This is a genomic window from Paenibacillus apiarius, from assembly GCF_017052585.1.
GTDB classification, from domain to species: Bacteria; Bacillota; Bacilli; order Paenibacillales; family Paenibacillaceae; genus Paenibacillus_B; species Paenibacillus_B apiarius.
In genome coordinates, this window is the sequence record NZ_JAFFHZ010000001.1 from 881,293 (window position 1) to 896,390 (window position 15,098).

Below are 15,098 nucleotides of genomic sequence, written 5' to 3' on the forward strand. Positions count from 1 at the left end.
TTCTATTTACATTCAAGCAAGGCGATGCCCCTATTTCACCCATGTTGCGAAATGAGCCGCCTCCTGCTTCTCCGTGTGGAACGTCTTGCCGCACAACGGCGCGAGCTGTTCCAATTCTCGCAGCAAGTTCGCGAATTGATCGGGGAATAGCGATTGCACCCCGTCGCCAGTCATCGAGTTGTCAGGATCGGTGTGCATCTCGATGATGAGTCCGTCCGCGCCTGCCGCGACCGACGCTTTCGACATCGTCTCCACCAGCTCGCGGCGGCCTGTCCCATGGCTCGGATCCGAGATGACCGGCAGATGGCTCAATTGCTTCATGACCGGAATCGCGGTCAAATCCAACGTGTTGCGCGTATACGTCTCAAACGTGCGGATGCCCCGTTCGCACAGCATGACGTTCGGATTGCCGCCCGCCAAAATGTATTCCGCCGCATTCAACCACTCATCATAGGTTGCGCTGAAGCCGCGCTTCAGCAGTACCGGCTTGCCGCATTCACCCAGCTTGCGCAGCAAATCAAAATTCTGCATATTGCGTGTGCCCACCTGCAAAATATCCGCATATTCCGCGCAAATATCTACATATTCCGGTGTCATGACCTCTGTAATCGTGAGCAGATCATGCTTGCGTCCGGCTTCGGCCATCATGACAAGACCCTCTACGCCGACGCCTTGGAAGCTGTAAGGACCGGTGCGCGGCTTGAATGCGCCCCCGCGCAATATTTGTCCGCCGGCCGCCTTGACGAGCCGGGCGATTTCATCGATTTGAGCCGGAGATTCTACGGCACATGGACCGCCCATTATGGCCAGATTGCCTCCGCCGATTTTCACGCCGCGAATATCAATGACGGTATCCTCCGGATGGAAGTCGCGGCTCGCCAATTTATACGATTTCGTTATTTTAACCACGTTCTCTACGCCTCTCATCTGTCTTAGTTGTTCTGCCAATTTTGGTTCCGCTTGCCCTACGATGCCGATGACCGTACGGTCTGTCCCCCGGGATATGTGGGCCTGATTGCCTGCGTTCTCGATTGCGCGGACCAGCTCCGCGATTCGTTCCTCCGGCGTCTGGTTGGATACAATTACGATCATGACAAATGATCCTCCTTATCGTGTCGATAGCGTTACTCTAGAAGCGGCTATTCGTGCAATTTATAAGCAGTGCGAACGGATCGTCCAAGCACCTCTTTTTCACTACAACGCTTATACGCTTTTAAGCTTTTATGCTTTTAATCATTAAAGCTACTATATCGGAACGAAAGGAAATCGTCAACCCTTCCTCTGAGCCAATTTCTTGCCGCATGAATTTCTTGTCATGTGAAAAAGATAACATCCCGCCATAAAGAAAGCTCTCTTCCATTCTCGATTCCCCTCTTGCGGGGTGAGCTGAGATGAAAGAGAGCTCTGCTTACCTATCGGCTTCCGCGCGGCGCCACCGGCGCTTCTGCCTGCGGCGTTCCTGCATGAACCGCAGGCCTTGCTTTACCGGAAAATATAGCATGAAGCCGAGAAGGGCGCCGTCGATGATGCCGCCGACAATTAAATACATATTGATGGTGAGCACATGGTTCAGCCACTCCGGCAACATGGAGAAGCTCACGGTCCAGTGTGAAGGCAGCAGCCAATGCCCCACCCTTTCGTTCAGCACCGCCACGGGAATATAGATTACCTTGCCCAGCACAAAGCCGATGAAGGCGGCCGCCACCCGGCCCCGCAGCATATATACGAGCGGGAACAGCAGCAAGAATGCCAAGCCGGCTGTAGGCAACGTGAACATTTCTATGAATAGTCCGACGCAAAACCCTCTGGCCACTTGAGCAGCTCCGCCGCTTGTTCGGAGCAGCTTCAATGCCTGATACTTACACCATCTCTGCACGGCCATCGCCCCATTCTCTTTTCCGGCTGCAAGCTTGCCCATTCATGTAGTTGCCATGTAAAAAAACTAATTTTTAGTCTTCGTCCTTACGGTCGGCAACAGCTTGCGCATGTTGACGGTGCGATTCTTCTCCCATGTGTCCGGGTTATTCTCGTCGTACTGCTCCAAGTAGTTGGCAACCTCTCTCGTAATCGGCGTCGGCGTGGATGCCCCGGAAGTTAGGCCGACGACTCGGATCCCGTCCAGCCATTCCCGCTTCAGCTCCGACAAGTCCGCAATCCGGTACGCGCGCACGCCGGCTATCTCCTCAGACACTTGCGCCAGACGGTTGGAGTTGTTGCTTCTCGGATCGCCGACGACGATAACGAGGTCGCAGCCCTTCGCCTGCTCGGCTACGGCATGCTGCCGCTCCTGCGTTGCCATGCATATTTCATTATGAATTTCGGCCTTCGGATACTTGGCGATGAGACGGTTCATGATGTGCTTAATATCCCATTGGCTCATCGTCGTCTGATTCGTAATGATAATGCGATCCGTCGTCAGGGACAGCGATTCGATCTCTTCTTCCTTCTCAATCAGATGCACCTTGTCCGGCGCCACTCCGATTGCGCCCTCCGGTTCCGGATGGCCCTTCTTGCCGATATAAATAATTTCATAGCCTTCGCCGGTCTTTTCCCGAATCAGATCATGCGTCCGGGTTACATCGGGACATGTCGCGTCAACCGTCGTCAGCCCTTTCTCGCGCGCTTTGCGGCGCACCTCCGGCGACACGCCGTGCGCCGTAAAGATGATCGTCCCCGACTCTACTTGATCGAGGATGTCCAATCGGTTGGCGCCATCCAGCGTGATGATGCCCTCTTCCTTGAACGCATCCGTCACGTGGCTGTTATGAACAATCATGCCTAATATATAAATCGGACGAGGCAGATCCAGATTGCGTGCCGTCTGTTGGGCCAGCACCATCGCATCGACAACGCCGTAGCAATAGCCTCGCGGTGTTATTTTCACGACTTCCATCGGTACACCTGCTTTCTTAGATTTCACTTCCGCTTGCATTTCTATTATACCGGAAGTGAACTATCCTCGTCGACCGATGCCAACGGCAGCCATATCACGAACGTCGTTCCCTCCCCGGGCTTCGTGACCACTTCAACCGAGCCGTGATGCTCGTCGATAATCCATTTCGCAATGGACAAGCCAAGGCCGGTTCCCGAAGTGACGCCGCGGGATACGTCCGCGCGGTAGAAGCGCTCGAATATATACGGAACTTCCTTCTCATTCATGCCCATGCCGCTGTCTCTCACCTTCAGCCCGATCTGTTCGTCCTGACGGATGGCGTCCAGCCGAACGTTGCCTTCGTCCGTATACTTAAACGCGTTTTCGATGAAAATGAACAGCATCTGCTGCAAATAATCTTTGTTGCCATAGACGACGGCATGATCCAATACGGCAATATCACCGAGCTCCCATTCCGCCTTGCGCGGTAAAAACTGGGCTCGACGCACGACTTCTTCCACTAAAGGCTTCAGCTCGGTCAGCTCTTTTTCCATCATGTACCCCGCATCCGCACGGGCGAGCGACAGCATGTCATTGATTAACCGGCTCATGCGGCGCGACTCATCCGCGATGTCGCGCAGAGCTTCCAACGACATCTGCTCCCGTTCCCGTTCGCTCAGCGGGAGCTTCCCCGGTGAAGCTGTCTCGTTAATCCACATTTTCTCGAGCAGATCGACATTGCCGCGAATGGTCGTCAGCGGTGTCCGCAGTTCATGGGAAGCATCTGACACGAAGCGCCGCTGCGCCCGATACGCATCATCCAGCTCGTTATAGAACGTCTCCATGCGGCTGAGCATGCTGTTGATCGTGTCCGTCAGCTGGCCGATTTCATCCTCTGGCGGTCCTTCGCGCGGAATGCGGACGCTCAAGTCCGCCCCCTTCTGAATGCGGTTCGTGGCCCGAATGATATTGCCAATCGGTCTTAGCGACTTCTGCGCCAGGAATAGCCCTAGGGAAAAGGCCAGCACAAGGGTGACCATCGAGGCGGTGATGAGAATGCTGCGCAGCTCGCGGGTGAACTTTGCTTCATGCCCGGTAAAGGCGGCAACCTGCAGCGCGCCGATTGTCGATCCGTTTTTGTCTAATTGAATCGGGATTTCGTATACGAGAAATTCAAACCCTTGCAATTCCACTTTCCTGTACCCGGTGCGAATCTGGCTAGGCTTTGACGGCAAAGGCAGCTCCAATCCGAGCTTGTCCAGGTTAGTCGATTGGAGCGCCTTTTGATTGCGGAAATTAATCGTTTGGATGTACAAATCTTGATTCAACAAGCGGGCCACATCGGATCTCTTCACATCGAAATCGATTCCGTTAAACCAATCCCCCGTCGGTTCGAGCGACAAGCGCTGAGCCTCATTCTGAACTCTGGTCTTAATATCATTGTACAGATTATAATCGACGAACGTATAAATCGAGACTCCGAACAGCATGAGCGTAAACGCCAGCAGCACGGAATACCATACGGTCAGGCGAAGGCGAATCGACATGCTCTAGTTGTCCCCTCTCAACACATAACCCGTCCCCCGGATCGTCTGTATGATGCGTTTGCCCCCATGCTCTTCCGTCTTCTGGCGCAGCATCGCAATATATACCTCAAGCACATTCGATTCGCCGCTGTAATCGTACCCCCATATTTTCTCCATAATCATGTCGCGCGGCAGCACCCGCTTCGGGTTCTGCATGAACAGATGCAGCAGCTCGAACTCCTTCGCCGTCAGTTCGATCGACTTGCCGTCCCGCTGCACTTCCCGCGTATGCAGATCGAGCACGATGTCTTCGAAGGCCAGGCGGTGAGATCCCCCTTCGCTATCCGAACGGCGGCGCAAGAGCGCGCGCACGCGGGCAAGCAATTCTTCCAAGGCGAACGGCTTGACCAAATAATCGTCAGCGCCATTGTCCAATCCGCGCACCCGATCCTGCACCTCATCCTTCGCCGTCAGCATAAGCACCGGCACGGCGCTGCCTGCCTCACGCATGCGGCGGCACACCTCCCATCCGTCCACCTCCGGCATCATGACGTCAAGAATGACCAATTCCGGCTCCTGCATCATAATCTCCCGCAATCCTTCCGTGCCGTTCGACGCCGTGCGCACTTCATATCCTTCGAATACGAGCCCCCGGCGCAGCATGGATGTAATCTTCTCGTCATCATCCACAATCAATATGTTAGAACGCATCATGTAAGTCCTCTCTTCTTTATAGTCTAGGGCTGCATCGGTTCATATACCCTGTTATCATACGAAAAGGAAGCCAAGAACTGCATGCCGCAGTTCTGTGCTTCCTATGTTGTCACGCATAAGCGGGAAAATCAACCCTTACCGCCGCTGCCGCAAGTGCATGCTTAAGGCTGCTGCTGTTGCAATTGGTTTTCGAATTTATTCCGGTCGCCAATCTTCACCTGCACATCCGCCTTTTTCCCGTTGCGGGTAATCTGCAGCGTTACAGTATCGCCAACTTTCTTTTTCCCTATCTCTTCAATTAAATCTTCTTTGGCGGCGAAGCTTTTGCCATCCATGCCTGTAATGATATCATACGCGCGCAGGTCTGCCTCATAAGCAGGCGAACCGAACAGGACGTTCATGACGAGCGAGCCTTCTATATTAGAAATGCCCATTTGTTTGGCAAAATCCTCCGTCATTGTCGCGAGCGTTGCTCCGATGAACGGAACCGGATCCTTCGCAATTTCCTTGTTCGCCTTCAAATCATTTACGACTTTGTTCATCACATTTGAAGGAATCGCAAAGCCGATCCCTTGCGCCTGCTTGCTGACGGCCACATTCATGCCGATGACCTCGCCTTTCATGTTCAGCAGCGGACCGCCGGAGTTCCCCGGGTTAATCGAAGCGTCAGTCTGCAGCAGGTGCTCGTACTTCCGCGCGCTGCCGTTGTCGTTGACATCGATGGAACGCTCGCGCGCGCTGAGCACGCCCACCGTGACCGAATGGTCGAAGCCGGAAGGGTTCCCGATGGCTACCAGCCAATCGCCGACTTGCGTCCCATCCGAATTGCCGAGCGGAACGGTCGGGAAATCGCCCTCGCCCGTAATTTTCAATACGGCCAAGTCCAAATCCTTGCTCTGGCCCAGGAGCTCCGCTTTGAGCGGCTTCTTATAGCCTTCCACCGTCACTTGAATCATTTCGCCGCCTTCGATGACATGTTGATTCGTTAAAATATAACCGGATTTATCGAAGATAAAGCCCGTGCCGAGGCCAAGCGGCTGCAGCTGCGCATCTTGTCTGGAGTTGCCGTTGCTGCCGTATGAATCGCCGAAAAACTGGCGGAAGAACGGATCGTCCATCCATGGATTGCTGCCTTGGCTGCTGCCTCCGCCGGTTCTCGCGTACGTTTCAATCTTAACGACAGCCGGGCTCGCCTGCTTGACGACTTCGGCCACGCTGCTTGCCCCATCAGGGAACGGCGTGCCCGGGGCGTTCGTGGTGACGGCGTTCGCCGCCGCGCTTGTGGCGCTGTCATTCCCTGCGAACGCTTGGTCGCCTGTAAACAGGTTCGTCTTATCCGCTGCAAACATAAGTGAACCAACGACCAGCACGCCTGCCATGAAAGAAGCGAAAATCGTCAAGAATGATGTTCTGCGCTTCCGCTTCGGTTCATTGAACTGCCAGTTGCCTTGAGCTCCCTGAGGAGGCTGGCCTCCCGCTCCGCCGGATCCCCCTCCGGCATAGCCGCCCAGGCCTGCGCCTTGCTGCGTTACGCTAGAGAAGGGCAGCGGCTTGACTGGATTCGGCGGCGTCACTTGCACGTCGCTCGTCCACCCCTTAGGATCAACGGAAGTCGTCGTCGCTGGATCCGTATTTTTCACCGATTGGTAAGGGCCATAGGCGTAATAATAAGAGCTGCCTTCCTGCGAATTGCGTTCTGTGCCATCCTCACGGCTTTGCTTCTCATGATCCGCTGCCTGCCCGTTCATAGGCTCCGTAGAAGATGTTGTATTAGAATCCTTATCGGATGTTGAAAAAAACTTGCGCCCTTGTTCGTCCATAGTGCTTACCTCCTAGAAATAACTCGTATCAAAGTATCGTGATGATATATTTATATAATGGATGAGGAACCTTAAACTTACCTTAAAATCATTATAAAACACGATAAAAGATAATGAGCCGTTCCTAAGAACAATCTAACACAGGATGTCACATTTCTCTCGTTCTAGCTCCCTTTTGTCTCATACATTAGACTTCGTACTGCGAAAATAGCACGTAAATTACTGTACGATAAGCTTCGTTGGAATATGTCCAATTCGATCCCTCGCTTCTTCGCTTATTCCGCTGCATTCGCCGAAAAATAACTGCATCCATTGGATCAAATCCAATCTATATACCGTTTAGCCGTTCTCCCCTGCTTTTCATACAAAAAAACAGGCCCCCAGACCTGTTTCAACCGCTTGATGCCTATTGTATGCGTATCTTGGTAAAAATAATGTCTGTTGCTGCCGCACGTGCACACTACTTTGCCGCATCCAGCTTCGCTTCGGCTTCGTCAAGCTTTGCCCGGGCAAGCTTCAGTTCCTCTTCGCCAAGCGAAGCATCCTTATCTGCCGGCGACTGGAACTGGTTAATGAGACTGCCGAACAGCTGCGAATCAGCCGCCGGATCGTTGCCAGTCTGGTATTGATGCTTCAATACATACGGCCGATCCAATTGGACAAGGACCGCTTCGGCGGAATCTGCGTCGAAGGCGCCATTCACCGCACGAAAAGGCAGCCTCAGCCACACGGTTTGTTCATCGTTCAGCGCACAGTCGAAGCTGCCGCCATCATAATTCCAATTGCCGCCGATGCTGAAGCCAAGCGGTCCCAGTGCCCGCACCAGTTCATTCGTGTCATATTTTCGTCCCGTCATTTTCCCCTGCAACAGTTGCATGGCATTACCCCCTCTGTTACATAGGATAGACGAAGTCATCCACTTTTAACCCATCCTTTGCGATGGGCAAACACGGCGAGCTGAGTCCGATCCTGCAGCTCGCATTTCATTAATAGATTGGATACGTGCGTCTTCACCGTCTTAATGCTGATATGAAGCTCCTCGGAAATGTCCTTGTTCGTCTTTCCGTCTGCGATAAGAAGCAGCACTTCCTTCTCCCGTTCGGTCAAGCCTTCATCGTCCGGCTGCGCAGCGCGTTTACGCAATCCGCGGGTCAACGCTTGCGATACTTCGCTGCTCATCACAGGCATTCCCTTCAAAGCCCCGCGAAGCGCGTAAACGAGCTCCTCGGCGGACACCGTCTTCAACACATAGCTCACGGCGCCGGCTTGAATCGCCTCGAAGACCTGCTCATCTTCCATAAAGCTTGTCAGCATGACGATTTTCAAATCCGGAAATAAAGCAATCAGCTCCCGCGTCGCCTCGACTCCGTTCATACCCGGCATCATCAAGTCCATCAAGACCAAATCAGGCAGCGGCTCCTCGCGGGCACTCAGCTCCTGAATCGCTTGTATCGCTTCTCCGCCACCGCTTGCTTCCCCCAATACGTCAATGCTCGGATCGAGCATTAAATACGTTCTAAGTCCCAATCTTACCATCTCATGATCATCCACGAGAAATACCGTCATCCGATCTCCCATCGGCTGTCCCCCGTCCCTTCTGCCATCCTATGCATGATCCTATGCCGAGGAGGAATCGTCGGCTTGCTCTTTTGCTTCCTCATTCTCCTCATGCTCGAATATCGGAATATGCACGCGAATCGTCGTCCCCGCACCAGGCCGGCTTATCAAATCCATATGCCCGCCCAGCTTGTCGACCCGTTCGCGCATCGTCGTCAAACCATAGCTCCCGGCCTTAAATGATGCGCTCTGCTGATCAAACCCCTTGCCATCATCACTGACCGACAAAATGACTTGATTCGGCGTCTCCTGCATCGTCAGCGTAACCAGCTTCGCCTGCGCGTGCTTCACGACGTTCGCCATCGCCTCCTGAATCATAAGGAAGCATTGATGCTCCTTGGCTTCCGACAATTCGAAATCAAGCTCGATATCAATTTTGCCTTGCAGCCCGTTCTGCCTGCAATAATCAGGGAACCAACGCTCAAGCGCCTCCTGCAGCGTGCGCCCATCCAGCTCCAGCGGGCGCAGCTGCGCAATCAAGCCGCGCATCTGCCGCTGAGCCGTGTGCGACATCTGAATCAGATGCTCCACCACTTGACGCGCCCGCTCCATATCCATTTCCATTACTTTGGGCAATGAAGAGGAGGCCATATGAAGCGCGAAGAGCTGCTGGCTGACTGTGTCATGCAAATCCCTCGCCAGCCGGCGGCGCTCCTCCAATACGACCGCTTCACATTCCCGCTCCCGATCCATCACTTGCCGCTCGGACAGCTTTTGCAAAATGCGAAGCTTCTGCTCCATGGCCCCCACCATCGTATTAAAATCCTCATACAGCCGATCGAACGACGCATCGTCCCCGAGCGGAATCCGTTCAGACCAGTTCCCTTTCATAACCTGCATCATGCTGATATGAAGCACATCCAGGCGCCGCTGCAGCCGCACGCCGGCCACATACCCCATAATAATCGACACAATGATGACGGTTGATATTCCGAACAACCACCAGTTCATGCCTTGATACCAAGTTCCGCCGTATACAAGTCCAATCCAGAAGACGCTCATAATGATGCAGCCCGAGATGACAAAGGTAAGGAGCAGCTCCCATTTTACGCTTTTTGAACTTCGGAACCACCGTGACAGCATGAATGCGTTACCCCACTCTCATTACCTTCACATCGCCGATGAACGTGCTGACGACGATACGGACTTTTTTCCCTGCTTCATAGAAATAAGGTGTCTCCACCTGCAAATTGTTAATAAAGCCATCTTTCTCCCGGCCAAACACTTTCACGTCGCCCAAAAAAGAGCTTGATGTGACGACGACGCCCAAATCCATATCATTCGGCACATACACCTTAACGTCGCCGATGAAAGAAGAGACTGTTACCTTCGTTTCGCCGTACGGCACTTGCGCCTTCGTCAAATCAAGCACCGTATCGCCAATAAAATGAGAAATGTTCATCGGCTTCAATTCCCAAAAGTCGCTGCCCAGATGAATATCTCCGATAAATCCGGCTTTATTGACCGTCGTCCGCTTGTCTCCGGATGATCCCATAGGCGGCGGAGGTATCGGCCCCGAGTATGAGGGCCCGCCCTTCATAGACGAATCATAGTCCATATTCATATCATAATCTTTATTAATGCCTTTGTTGAAGTCCTTGTTAAACTCTTTATCAAAGTCCTTATTGAATTCTTTGTTGAACTTCTTGTCGAAATCATCATCCAACGGCTGCGGTTCACTATAATGCGGGTCATAGTTCCCGCCCCATTGGCCGTCATTCCAATGGCCATTCTTCTTGTTCTTCCATTTATCCGCGTATTTTCTCGGCTTGAAGAGCATGCTTACCCCGATAAACACGAGAATTAGCGGGAACAGAAGCTTGAAAAATTCACCTGGAGACATGTTCAAGTAACCCAAGTTCGTCAGTTGGAAAAAACCGCCGATACCAAGCAGAATGAGCCCCCACAATGCGCCGCTGAGCAATGCGTTCAGCCCCGTTACGATTAAGATGAGCGGCCAGTAGGTCCGAAGAAGCTCCCCGATATCCATATTGATGTAGCCCAATTGATCTAGCATGAAAAAGACGCCGATGGCAATGAGAACAAGCCCTCCTAACCACCGTCCGCGATGTTGTTCACCCATGGTTACCCCTCGTTTCCGTTATTCTTCAATCTCGTAACTTCAGTGTACGCGAAGTCTCGTCCTTGCGCTAGCGGCGGGGGGTGGAAGTTGATCTCGGTCTCGGGACCGAGAGGCTGGAAGTGTCTTACTGGATGCATAACAAATCGGGAAGATGTTTTTGTGCTGCGTGCAATCGGTTCGAAGTGAGCTTTTCGGCGGGCACGTAAGGAATGGGGTCGACGAACTGCGATTGTGCAGTTGTTTTGGCGATATTCCGCCTTTTGGGGCGTTCGAAATGGAAATATGCAGTTCAAACTGAGGGGATTAACCTTATTTATACGATTATATAAAAATAAACTGCACAATCGCAGTTTAGCATGACGAAAGACGCAAAAACGGAATTTTTAAGTGTATATTTGCAGTTGAAGGGCTTCCCGCTATATCATCAACCGTTCTAGACAACATAGAGCATGCCATGGACCGCTTTGCAATGCGGGAATCGTTCGTTCCGTTCATGCTGACCGAAGGGGAGGGGGCTATAAGTGCCGAAACGAGAGAAAAAGTCCTCTTCAAAATTCGGAAATAACTAACAAAGCTCTATTCAAACTCGAATGAAGAAATTCAATAGGAATGGAGAAATCATCAATATTAAACGATGGGCTATCCCGTATGCTAAATTCATCGGGACGGCCCATCGCTGGAATGCTATCTTTTTGTTCTTTTTACGATATTTTTCATTGCATTTTTATTGTTGATTACTCCGCAGCCCCCTGCCGACTCAGCGCCAAATTCAGTATCTGCTGTTCCAGCTTCTGCGCCAAATTCTGTATCCGCCGTTACAGATTCTGCTCCGAATTCAGTATCCGCCGTTACAGATTCTGCTCCGAATTCAGTGTCCGCCGTTACAGATTCTGCTCCGAATCCAGTATTCGCCGTTACAGATTCTGCTCCGAATTCATTGTCTGCCGATAGAGATTCTGTTCCGAATTCAGTATCTGCCGTTCCAGCTTCTGCTGCGAATCCCGAAATGTATTTCGAGTTTGCAGGATTCATGCGGTTTGCTTTGTTGTTTTTTGCCATCGTTGTTCACCTCCTGATATTTCCGCCGATTGGCGGACATGTCAAGGAAACGTCGTTTCCCTAAGAAGTATTATGCGATGACATCCTCCCCTTTATTCCAAGGGGGAGCACATACAACTTGCCAGGTTCTTCAGCAACAGCTACAGCATTGATTTAGGTATGTTTCCGTTCTTAAATACCGCTTCGTTTAATTCGGTTAATGTTTTCTCCGACAATTTACCGTTTCCTTGCTTGATCAACTGCACTTCCACTTCTTTTTTGCCCCACTGGCTATATACTTGCTTCGTGGTGTCGAAGTACAGGTCGATTTTCTTTCCTTTTATTTTGGAACCGATATCCGATACAATGCCGTATCCGTATCCGGGAATATACAATATACTTCCTAAAGGGAAGACAGACAAATCTGCCGCAATGGTCGAGACGTAATCTCTGCGCACCTTCACGCCCGAATACGTAATTCCGTATTCCGGATGTCCCGGCTTTTTCCCAGTTGATTCCACCCCGGCCGTATACCCCGTTGCAACGACCTTCACGCTCTTAAGAACCTGCTGCTGCTGCGGCGCGAGGTTCGTATCCGTGAACGACAGTTGCGCCGAAGAGACGGGAATCGCTGTTTGCTGCTGCTTTGCCGAAGGCTTTTTCGCAGGCGGCTCGACGAACACGAGCGCAGGCGTCGATACGGTCCGATTCAATTGCCCCAAGTAGGCGCTCCACTCGTTCATGTTATGATGATTGAAGGCGTGTCCCGCCATTGACAGCATCGGTTGCGACCGGTCATTGGACCACGGAGTACTGTATTTTTCCGATATCTCCTTATTCCACTGATAAGTATGCGATGCAGACAGATAAGCCGTTGCCGTATGCCACGGCGCCAATGCCGCAGCCGTCATGAGGAATGCGCTCAGACAAGCCAATCTAGACAACCTTGCCAACACGCATGGCTGACGATCTCTTCTCGATGTCAGTCGTCCCTTTCGTTCCAAGCGTGTGATATACATTGTAAACATATGGTTACCCCTCCCTTAGTGGGAAGGATTCCACCGTTTTTTTCTTTTATTCATATTCAACAAAAAAAGAACATTCCCGACATGCGAGAATGTTCCTTCGACAATATTATAGCGCTAGCAGGCTTATGATTTGTGTAATGGAACCACTGGAAGCGGCTCACCGACATCGCCTAACCGATTCGCTTCAGCATCCTTATACAATTCCTTCAACCAATTCAGTTCCGTAACTGTATACCGGTAGCCTCCGTATAACATATGCAGCACGGCTCGCGATGCGGAGGGGACATGCTCTTCATACAAAGCCCACATCCGCTCCACTTCCTTCTCGAACGCTTGAATGCGCGCGCGGATAATCGCTTTAATCTCTTCCTGATCGCCGTATTTGACAAAGGACAAGGCCGCAAAGAAGGGATGCAGCAAATGCGGAGGCAGCTTCATCTCTTCAAGCAGCATCCGTTGGAACTCGGATTCGCCCTGCTTCGTAATCCGGTAGATCGTCTTGTCGGGACGCGCCCCCCCGCTGATTACTTCCACCGTTTCAATCAACCCGCTCTTCTTCAATTGTTCGATTGCATAATAGAGCGAGCCATACTGAAGCTTCATATAGTTGTGCATTTCGCGCTCTTTCATTTCCTGGCTCATTTCATAAGGATGATAGTCTTTGTCCATGAGCAATCCAAGAATAGCCAGTTTCATCGACATCGGTTCCACCTCTTTATCCATGAGACAACAACCTTGCTTACCTTTCGCCGGATGATGCGCTCGCTTGAACGGCAGCGGTTGTCGAATGTCCATGAGGTTTAGTTGTCACCATTTTAACACGACCCATCATCAAAATGAACATAACAGCGAACAGACAAATGAGAATTGACCATTGGAACACGTATGCAATCGAATCTGACAACACTTCAAGCAGCTGCTTGAGCAACGATCCCGGCATCGATTGTCTCACTTCCTCTTGAAGCAGAACCTGCGGATTGCCGAACGCTTCCGCCAGCTTGGGGTCCGATAGGACGGCGCTGTATTTCTCCTGCAAGCAGGAAGTCTGGAAGCTGCCGAAAATAGCGATGCCAAGCGCATTGCCAAGCGTTTGAAAAAAACGGACTAGCGAGTTGACCGTCCCCCGCTGCCGATAATCGATGTTATGCTGGGCAGCCAAGGATGTCACGGGATAAGAAGCCCCGATTCCAAGCCCCATTACTATCATATAAAGCGTCATTTGCAGTTGTGACGTTTCCGGGGTCACCCCTGCCAGACAGACGACCGCTGCCAACAGAACCGACACTGCGATCAGCATAATGTTTCGGAATGGCAGTTGTCTCACCAGCATCCCGCCAGCCATGCTGCTGACGACAAGAGCAAGCATCATCGGCGTGAGCACGGTGCTCGCGCTCGTGGCGCTCCCTCCGGCGACGCCCTGCACGAATAACGGAATGAAGACGGCTCCTGCCATCAGCACCATGCCGAACAGCAGCCCGGCAGCCATGCTGGATGTAAACAGCCGGTTATGGAACAGCCTCAATGGAATGATCGGTTCCGCGACACGCGATTCGATCCATATAAAAGCAATGAGCAGCGCGATCGTTGCGGCAAACAGACCAAGGATGAGCGGGGATGTCCACGCTTCCTCTTTGCCGCCCATCTCAAGCGCGAACATGAAGCACAAAATAGAGGCGACCAACGTAAATGTTCCTAACCAATCAAGCTGCTGTTTCCGAAAAACCAAAGTTTCACGATAGCAAAAGACGACAATCAGCAGCGCGATAAGCCCAATCGGAAGATTGATAAAGAAAATCCAACGCCAATGTATATAATCCGTGAAAAATCCGCCGGCTATCGGCCCAAGCACACTGGATAGTCCGAAAACAGCGCCGAACAACCCCGTCATTTTCGCCCGCTTATCGGCCGGGAAAAGGTCGAACAGAATCGTAAACACAACAGGCATCAGCGCCCCACCGCCAATTCCCTGCACGACACGGAACATAATAAGCCCGTCCATGGACGAGGCTGTGCCGCACAACATCGATCCGGCCATAAATACGATTATTCCGAACACAAAAAATCGTTTTCTCCCATACATGTCGGAGAGCTTCCCGAATAGCGGCATGCCTGCCACGCTCGCGATCAAGTACGCAGAGAATACCCAAGCGAACTCTTTCATCCCTCCCAGCTTCGCCACTATGACAGGCAAGGCAGTGACCAGTATAGTTTGGTCCAGCGAGACGATAAGCAATGCCATTAACAATCCAAGGACAGTCATATGAACACGAGACACTTTAACCCCACTCCTCTATATTCTAATTTGAATACATAAGTAATTATATTTAAATTAGAATATAATGCAATACGTTTTTTTGCAGCCGCTGCAAAAAAAAAGCCTGAGGGACCGCCAGCACCTCT

15 protein-coding genes are annotated in these 15,098 nt (G+C 51.8%); all 15 read right to left on the reverse strand.

The genetic code is table 11. The features are described from left to right. Positions 1–30 precede the first annotated feature (30 nt). Positions 31–1,092: a 3-deoxy-7-phosphoheptulonate synthase gene (gene aroF, locus JSQ80_RS04045; protein WP_206094440.1), complete on the reverse strand. Its 1,062-nt coding sequence runs from the start codon at positions 1,090–1,092 to the stop codon at positions 31–33. 121 nt (positions 1,093–1,213) lie between these two features. Continuing rightward, on the reverse strand, positions 1,214–1,360 hold the full coding sequence (locus JSQ80_RS04050; RefSeq protein ID WP_206094441.1) for a hypothetical protein: 147 nt from the start codon (positions 1,358–1,360) through the stop codon (positions 1,214–1,216). Between the two features lie 48 nt (positions 1,361–1,408). Continuing rightward, positions 1,409–1,918, reverse strand: coding sequence for a DUF2062 domain-containing protein (locus JSQ80_RS04055; RefSeq protein WP_240463520.1), 510 nt, complete (start codon positions 1,916–1,918; stop codon positions 1,409–1,411). A gap of 24 nt (positions 1,919–1,942) precedes the next feature. Continuing rightward, on the reverse strand, positions 1,943–2,893 hold the full coding sequence (locus JSQ80_RS04060) for a 4-hydroxy-3-methylbut-2-enyl diphosphate reductase (protein ID WP_087433453.1): 951 nt from the start codon (positions 2,891–2,893) through the stop codon (positions 1,943–1,945). Between the two features lie 44 nt (positions 2,894–2,937). Further along, complete coding sequence (locus tag JSQ80_RS04065) at positions 2,938–4,419, reverse strand: sensor histidine kinase (RefSeq protein WP_087433452.1); 1,482 nt, start codon at positions 4,417–4,419, stop codon at positions 2,938–2,940. A gap of 3 nt (positions 4,420–4,422) precedes the next feature. Next, positions 4,423–5,109: a response regulator transcription factor gene (locus tag JSQ80_RS04070; protein WP_176392801.1), complete on the reverse strand. Its 687-nt coding sequence runs from the start codon at positions 5,107–5,109 to the stop codon at positions 4,423–4,425. Between the two features lie 164 nt (positions 5,110–5,273). Then, positions 5,274–6,932, reverse strand: a complete 1,659-nt coding sequence (locus tag JSQ80_RS04075) for a S1C family serine protease (protein WP_206094442.1) — start codon at positions 6,930–6,932, stop codon at positions 5,274–5,276. 460 nt (positions 6,933–7,392) lie between these two features. Continuing rightward, complete coding sequence (locus JSQ80_RS04080) at positions 7,393–7,809, reverse strand: YugN family protein (RefSeq protein WP_087433449.1); 417 nt, start codon at positions 7,807–7,809, stop codon at positions 7,393–7,395. A gap of 35 nt (positions 7,810–7,844) precedes the next feature. Further along, positions 7,845–8,510, reverse strand: a complete 666-nt coding sequence (locus tag JSQ80_RS04085; RefSeq protein ID WP_206094443.1) for a response regulator — start codon at positions 8,508–8,510, stop codon at positions 7,845–7,847. A gap of 39 nt (positions 8,511–8,549) precedes the next feature. Beyond that, on the reverse strand, positions 8,550–9,632 hold the full coding sequence (locus tag JSQ80_RS04090; RefSeq protein ID WP_087433447.1) for a HAMP domain-containing sensor histidine kinase: 1,083 nt from the start codon (positions 9,630–9,632) through the stop codon (positions 8,550–8,552). 7 nt (positions 9,633–9,639) lie between these two features. Beyond that, complete coding sequence (gene liaF, locus JSQ80_RS04095; protein WP_206094444.1) at positions 9,640–10,632, reverse strand: cell wall-active antibiotics response protein LiaF; 993 nt, start codon at positions 10,630–10,632, stop codon at positions 9,640–9,642. A gap of 684 nt (positions 10,633–11,316) precedes the next feature. After that, positions 11,317–11,691: a hypothetical protein gene (locus JSQ80_RS04100; RefSeq protein ID WP_206094445.1), complete on the reverse strand. Its 375-nt coding sequence runs from the start codon at positions 11,689–11,691 to the stop codon at positions 11,317–11,319. A 140-nt stretch (positions 11,692–11,831) separates the two neighbouring features. Continuing rightward, on the reverse strand, positions 11,832–12,698 hold the full coding sequence (locus JSQ80_RS04105; RefSeq protein ID WP_418888867.1) for a 3D domain-containing protein: 867 nt from the start codon (positions 12,696–12,698) through the stop codon (positions 11,832–11,834). A 123-nt stretch (positions 12,699–12,821) separates the two neighbouring features. Continuing rightward, positions 12,822–13,421 (reverse strand): PadR family transcriptional regulator, encoded by a 600-nt coding sequence (locus JSQ80_RS04110; RefSeq protein ID WP_240463522.1) that lies wholly within the window; start codon positions 13,419–13,421, stop codon positions 12,822–12,824. A 16-nt stretch (positions 13,422–13,437) separates the two neighbouring features. Next, entirely contained in the window at positions 13,438–14,973 is a 1,536-nt protein-coding gene (locus tag JSQ80_RS04115; protein ID WP_206094446.1) for a DHA2 family efflux MFS transporter permease subunit, read from the reverse strand. Positions 14,974–15,098 lie beyond the last annotated feature (125 nt).

What these genes read in the sequence shown, in the direction of transcription:
- aroF (WP_206094440.1), bottom strand. Translation starts at nt 1,092, where the DNA reads ATGATCGTAATTGTATCCAACCAGACGCCGGAGGAACGAATCGCGGAG.
- JSQ80_RS04050 (WP_206094441.1), bottom strand. Translation starts at nt 1,360, where the DNA reads ATGGAAGAGAGCTTTCTTTATGGCGGGATGTTATCTTTTTCACATGAC.
- JSQ80_RS04055 (WP_240463520.1), bottom strand. Translation starts at nt 1,918, where the DNA reads ATGGGCAAGCTTGCAGCCGGAAAAGAGAATGGGGCGATGGCCGTGCAG.
- JSQ80_RS04060 (WP_087433453.1), bottom strand. Translation starts at nt 2,893, where the DNA reads ATGGAAGTCGTGAAAATAACACCGCGAGGCTATTGCTACGGCGTTGTC.
- JSQ80_RS04065 (WP_087433452.1), bottom strand. Translation starts at nt 4,419, where the DNA reads ATGTCGATTCGCCTTCGCCTGACCGTATGGTATTCCGTGCTGCTGGCG.
- JSQ80_RS04070 (WP_176392801.1), bottom strand. Translation starts at nt 5,109, where the DNA reads ATGCGTTCTAACATATTGATTGTGGATGATGACGAGAAGATTACATCC.
- JSQ80_RS04075 (WP_206094442.1), bottom strand. Translation starts at nt 6,932, where the DNA reads ATGGACGAACAAGGGCGCAAGTTTTTTTCAACATCCGATAAGGATTCT.
- JSQ80_RS04080 (WP_087433449.1), bottom strand. Translation starts at nt 7,809, where the DNA reads ATGCAACTGTTGCAGGGGAAAATGACGGGACGAAAATATGACACGAAT.
- JSQ80_RS04085 (WP_206094443.1), bottom strand. Translation starts at nt 8,510, where the DNA reads ATGGGAGATCGGATGACGGTATTTCTCGTGGATGATCATGAGATGGTA.
- JSQ80_RS04090 (WP_087433447.1), bottom strand. Translation starts at nt 9,632, where the DNA reads ATGCTGTCACGGTGGTTCCGAAGTTCAAAAAGCGTAAAATGGGAGCTG.
- liaF (WP_206094444.1), bottom strand. Translation starts at nt 10,632, where the DNA reads ATGGGTGAACAACATCGCGGACGGTGGTTAGGAGGGCTTGTTCTCATT.
- JSQ80_RS04100 (WP_206094445.1), bottom strand. Translation starts at nt 11,691, where the DNA reads ATGGCAAAAAACAACAAAGCAAACCGCATGAATCCTGCAAACTCGAAA.
- JSQ80_RS04105 (WP_418888867.1), bottom strand. Translation starts at nt 12,698, where the DNA reads ATGTTTACAATGTATATCACACGCTTGGAACGAAAGGGACGACTGACA.
- JSQ80_RS04110 (WP_240463522.1), bottom strand. Translation starts at nt 13,421, where the DNA reads ATGGATAAAGAGGTGGAACCGATGTCGATGAAACTGGCTATTCTTGGA.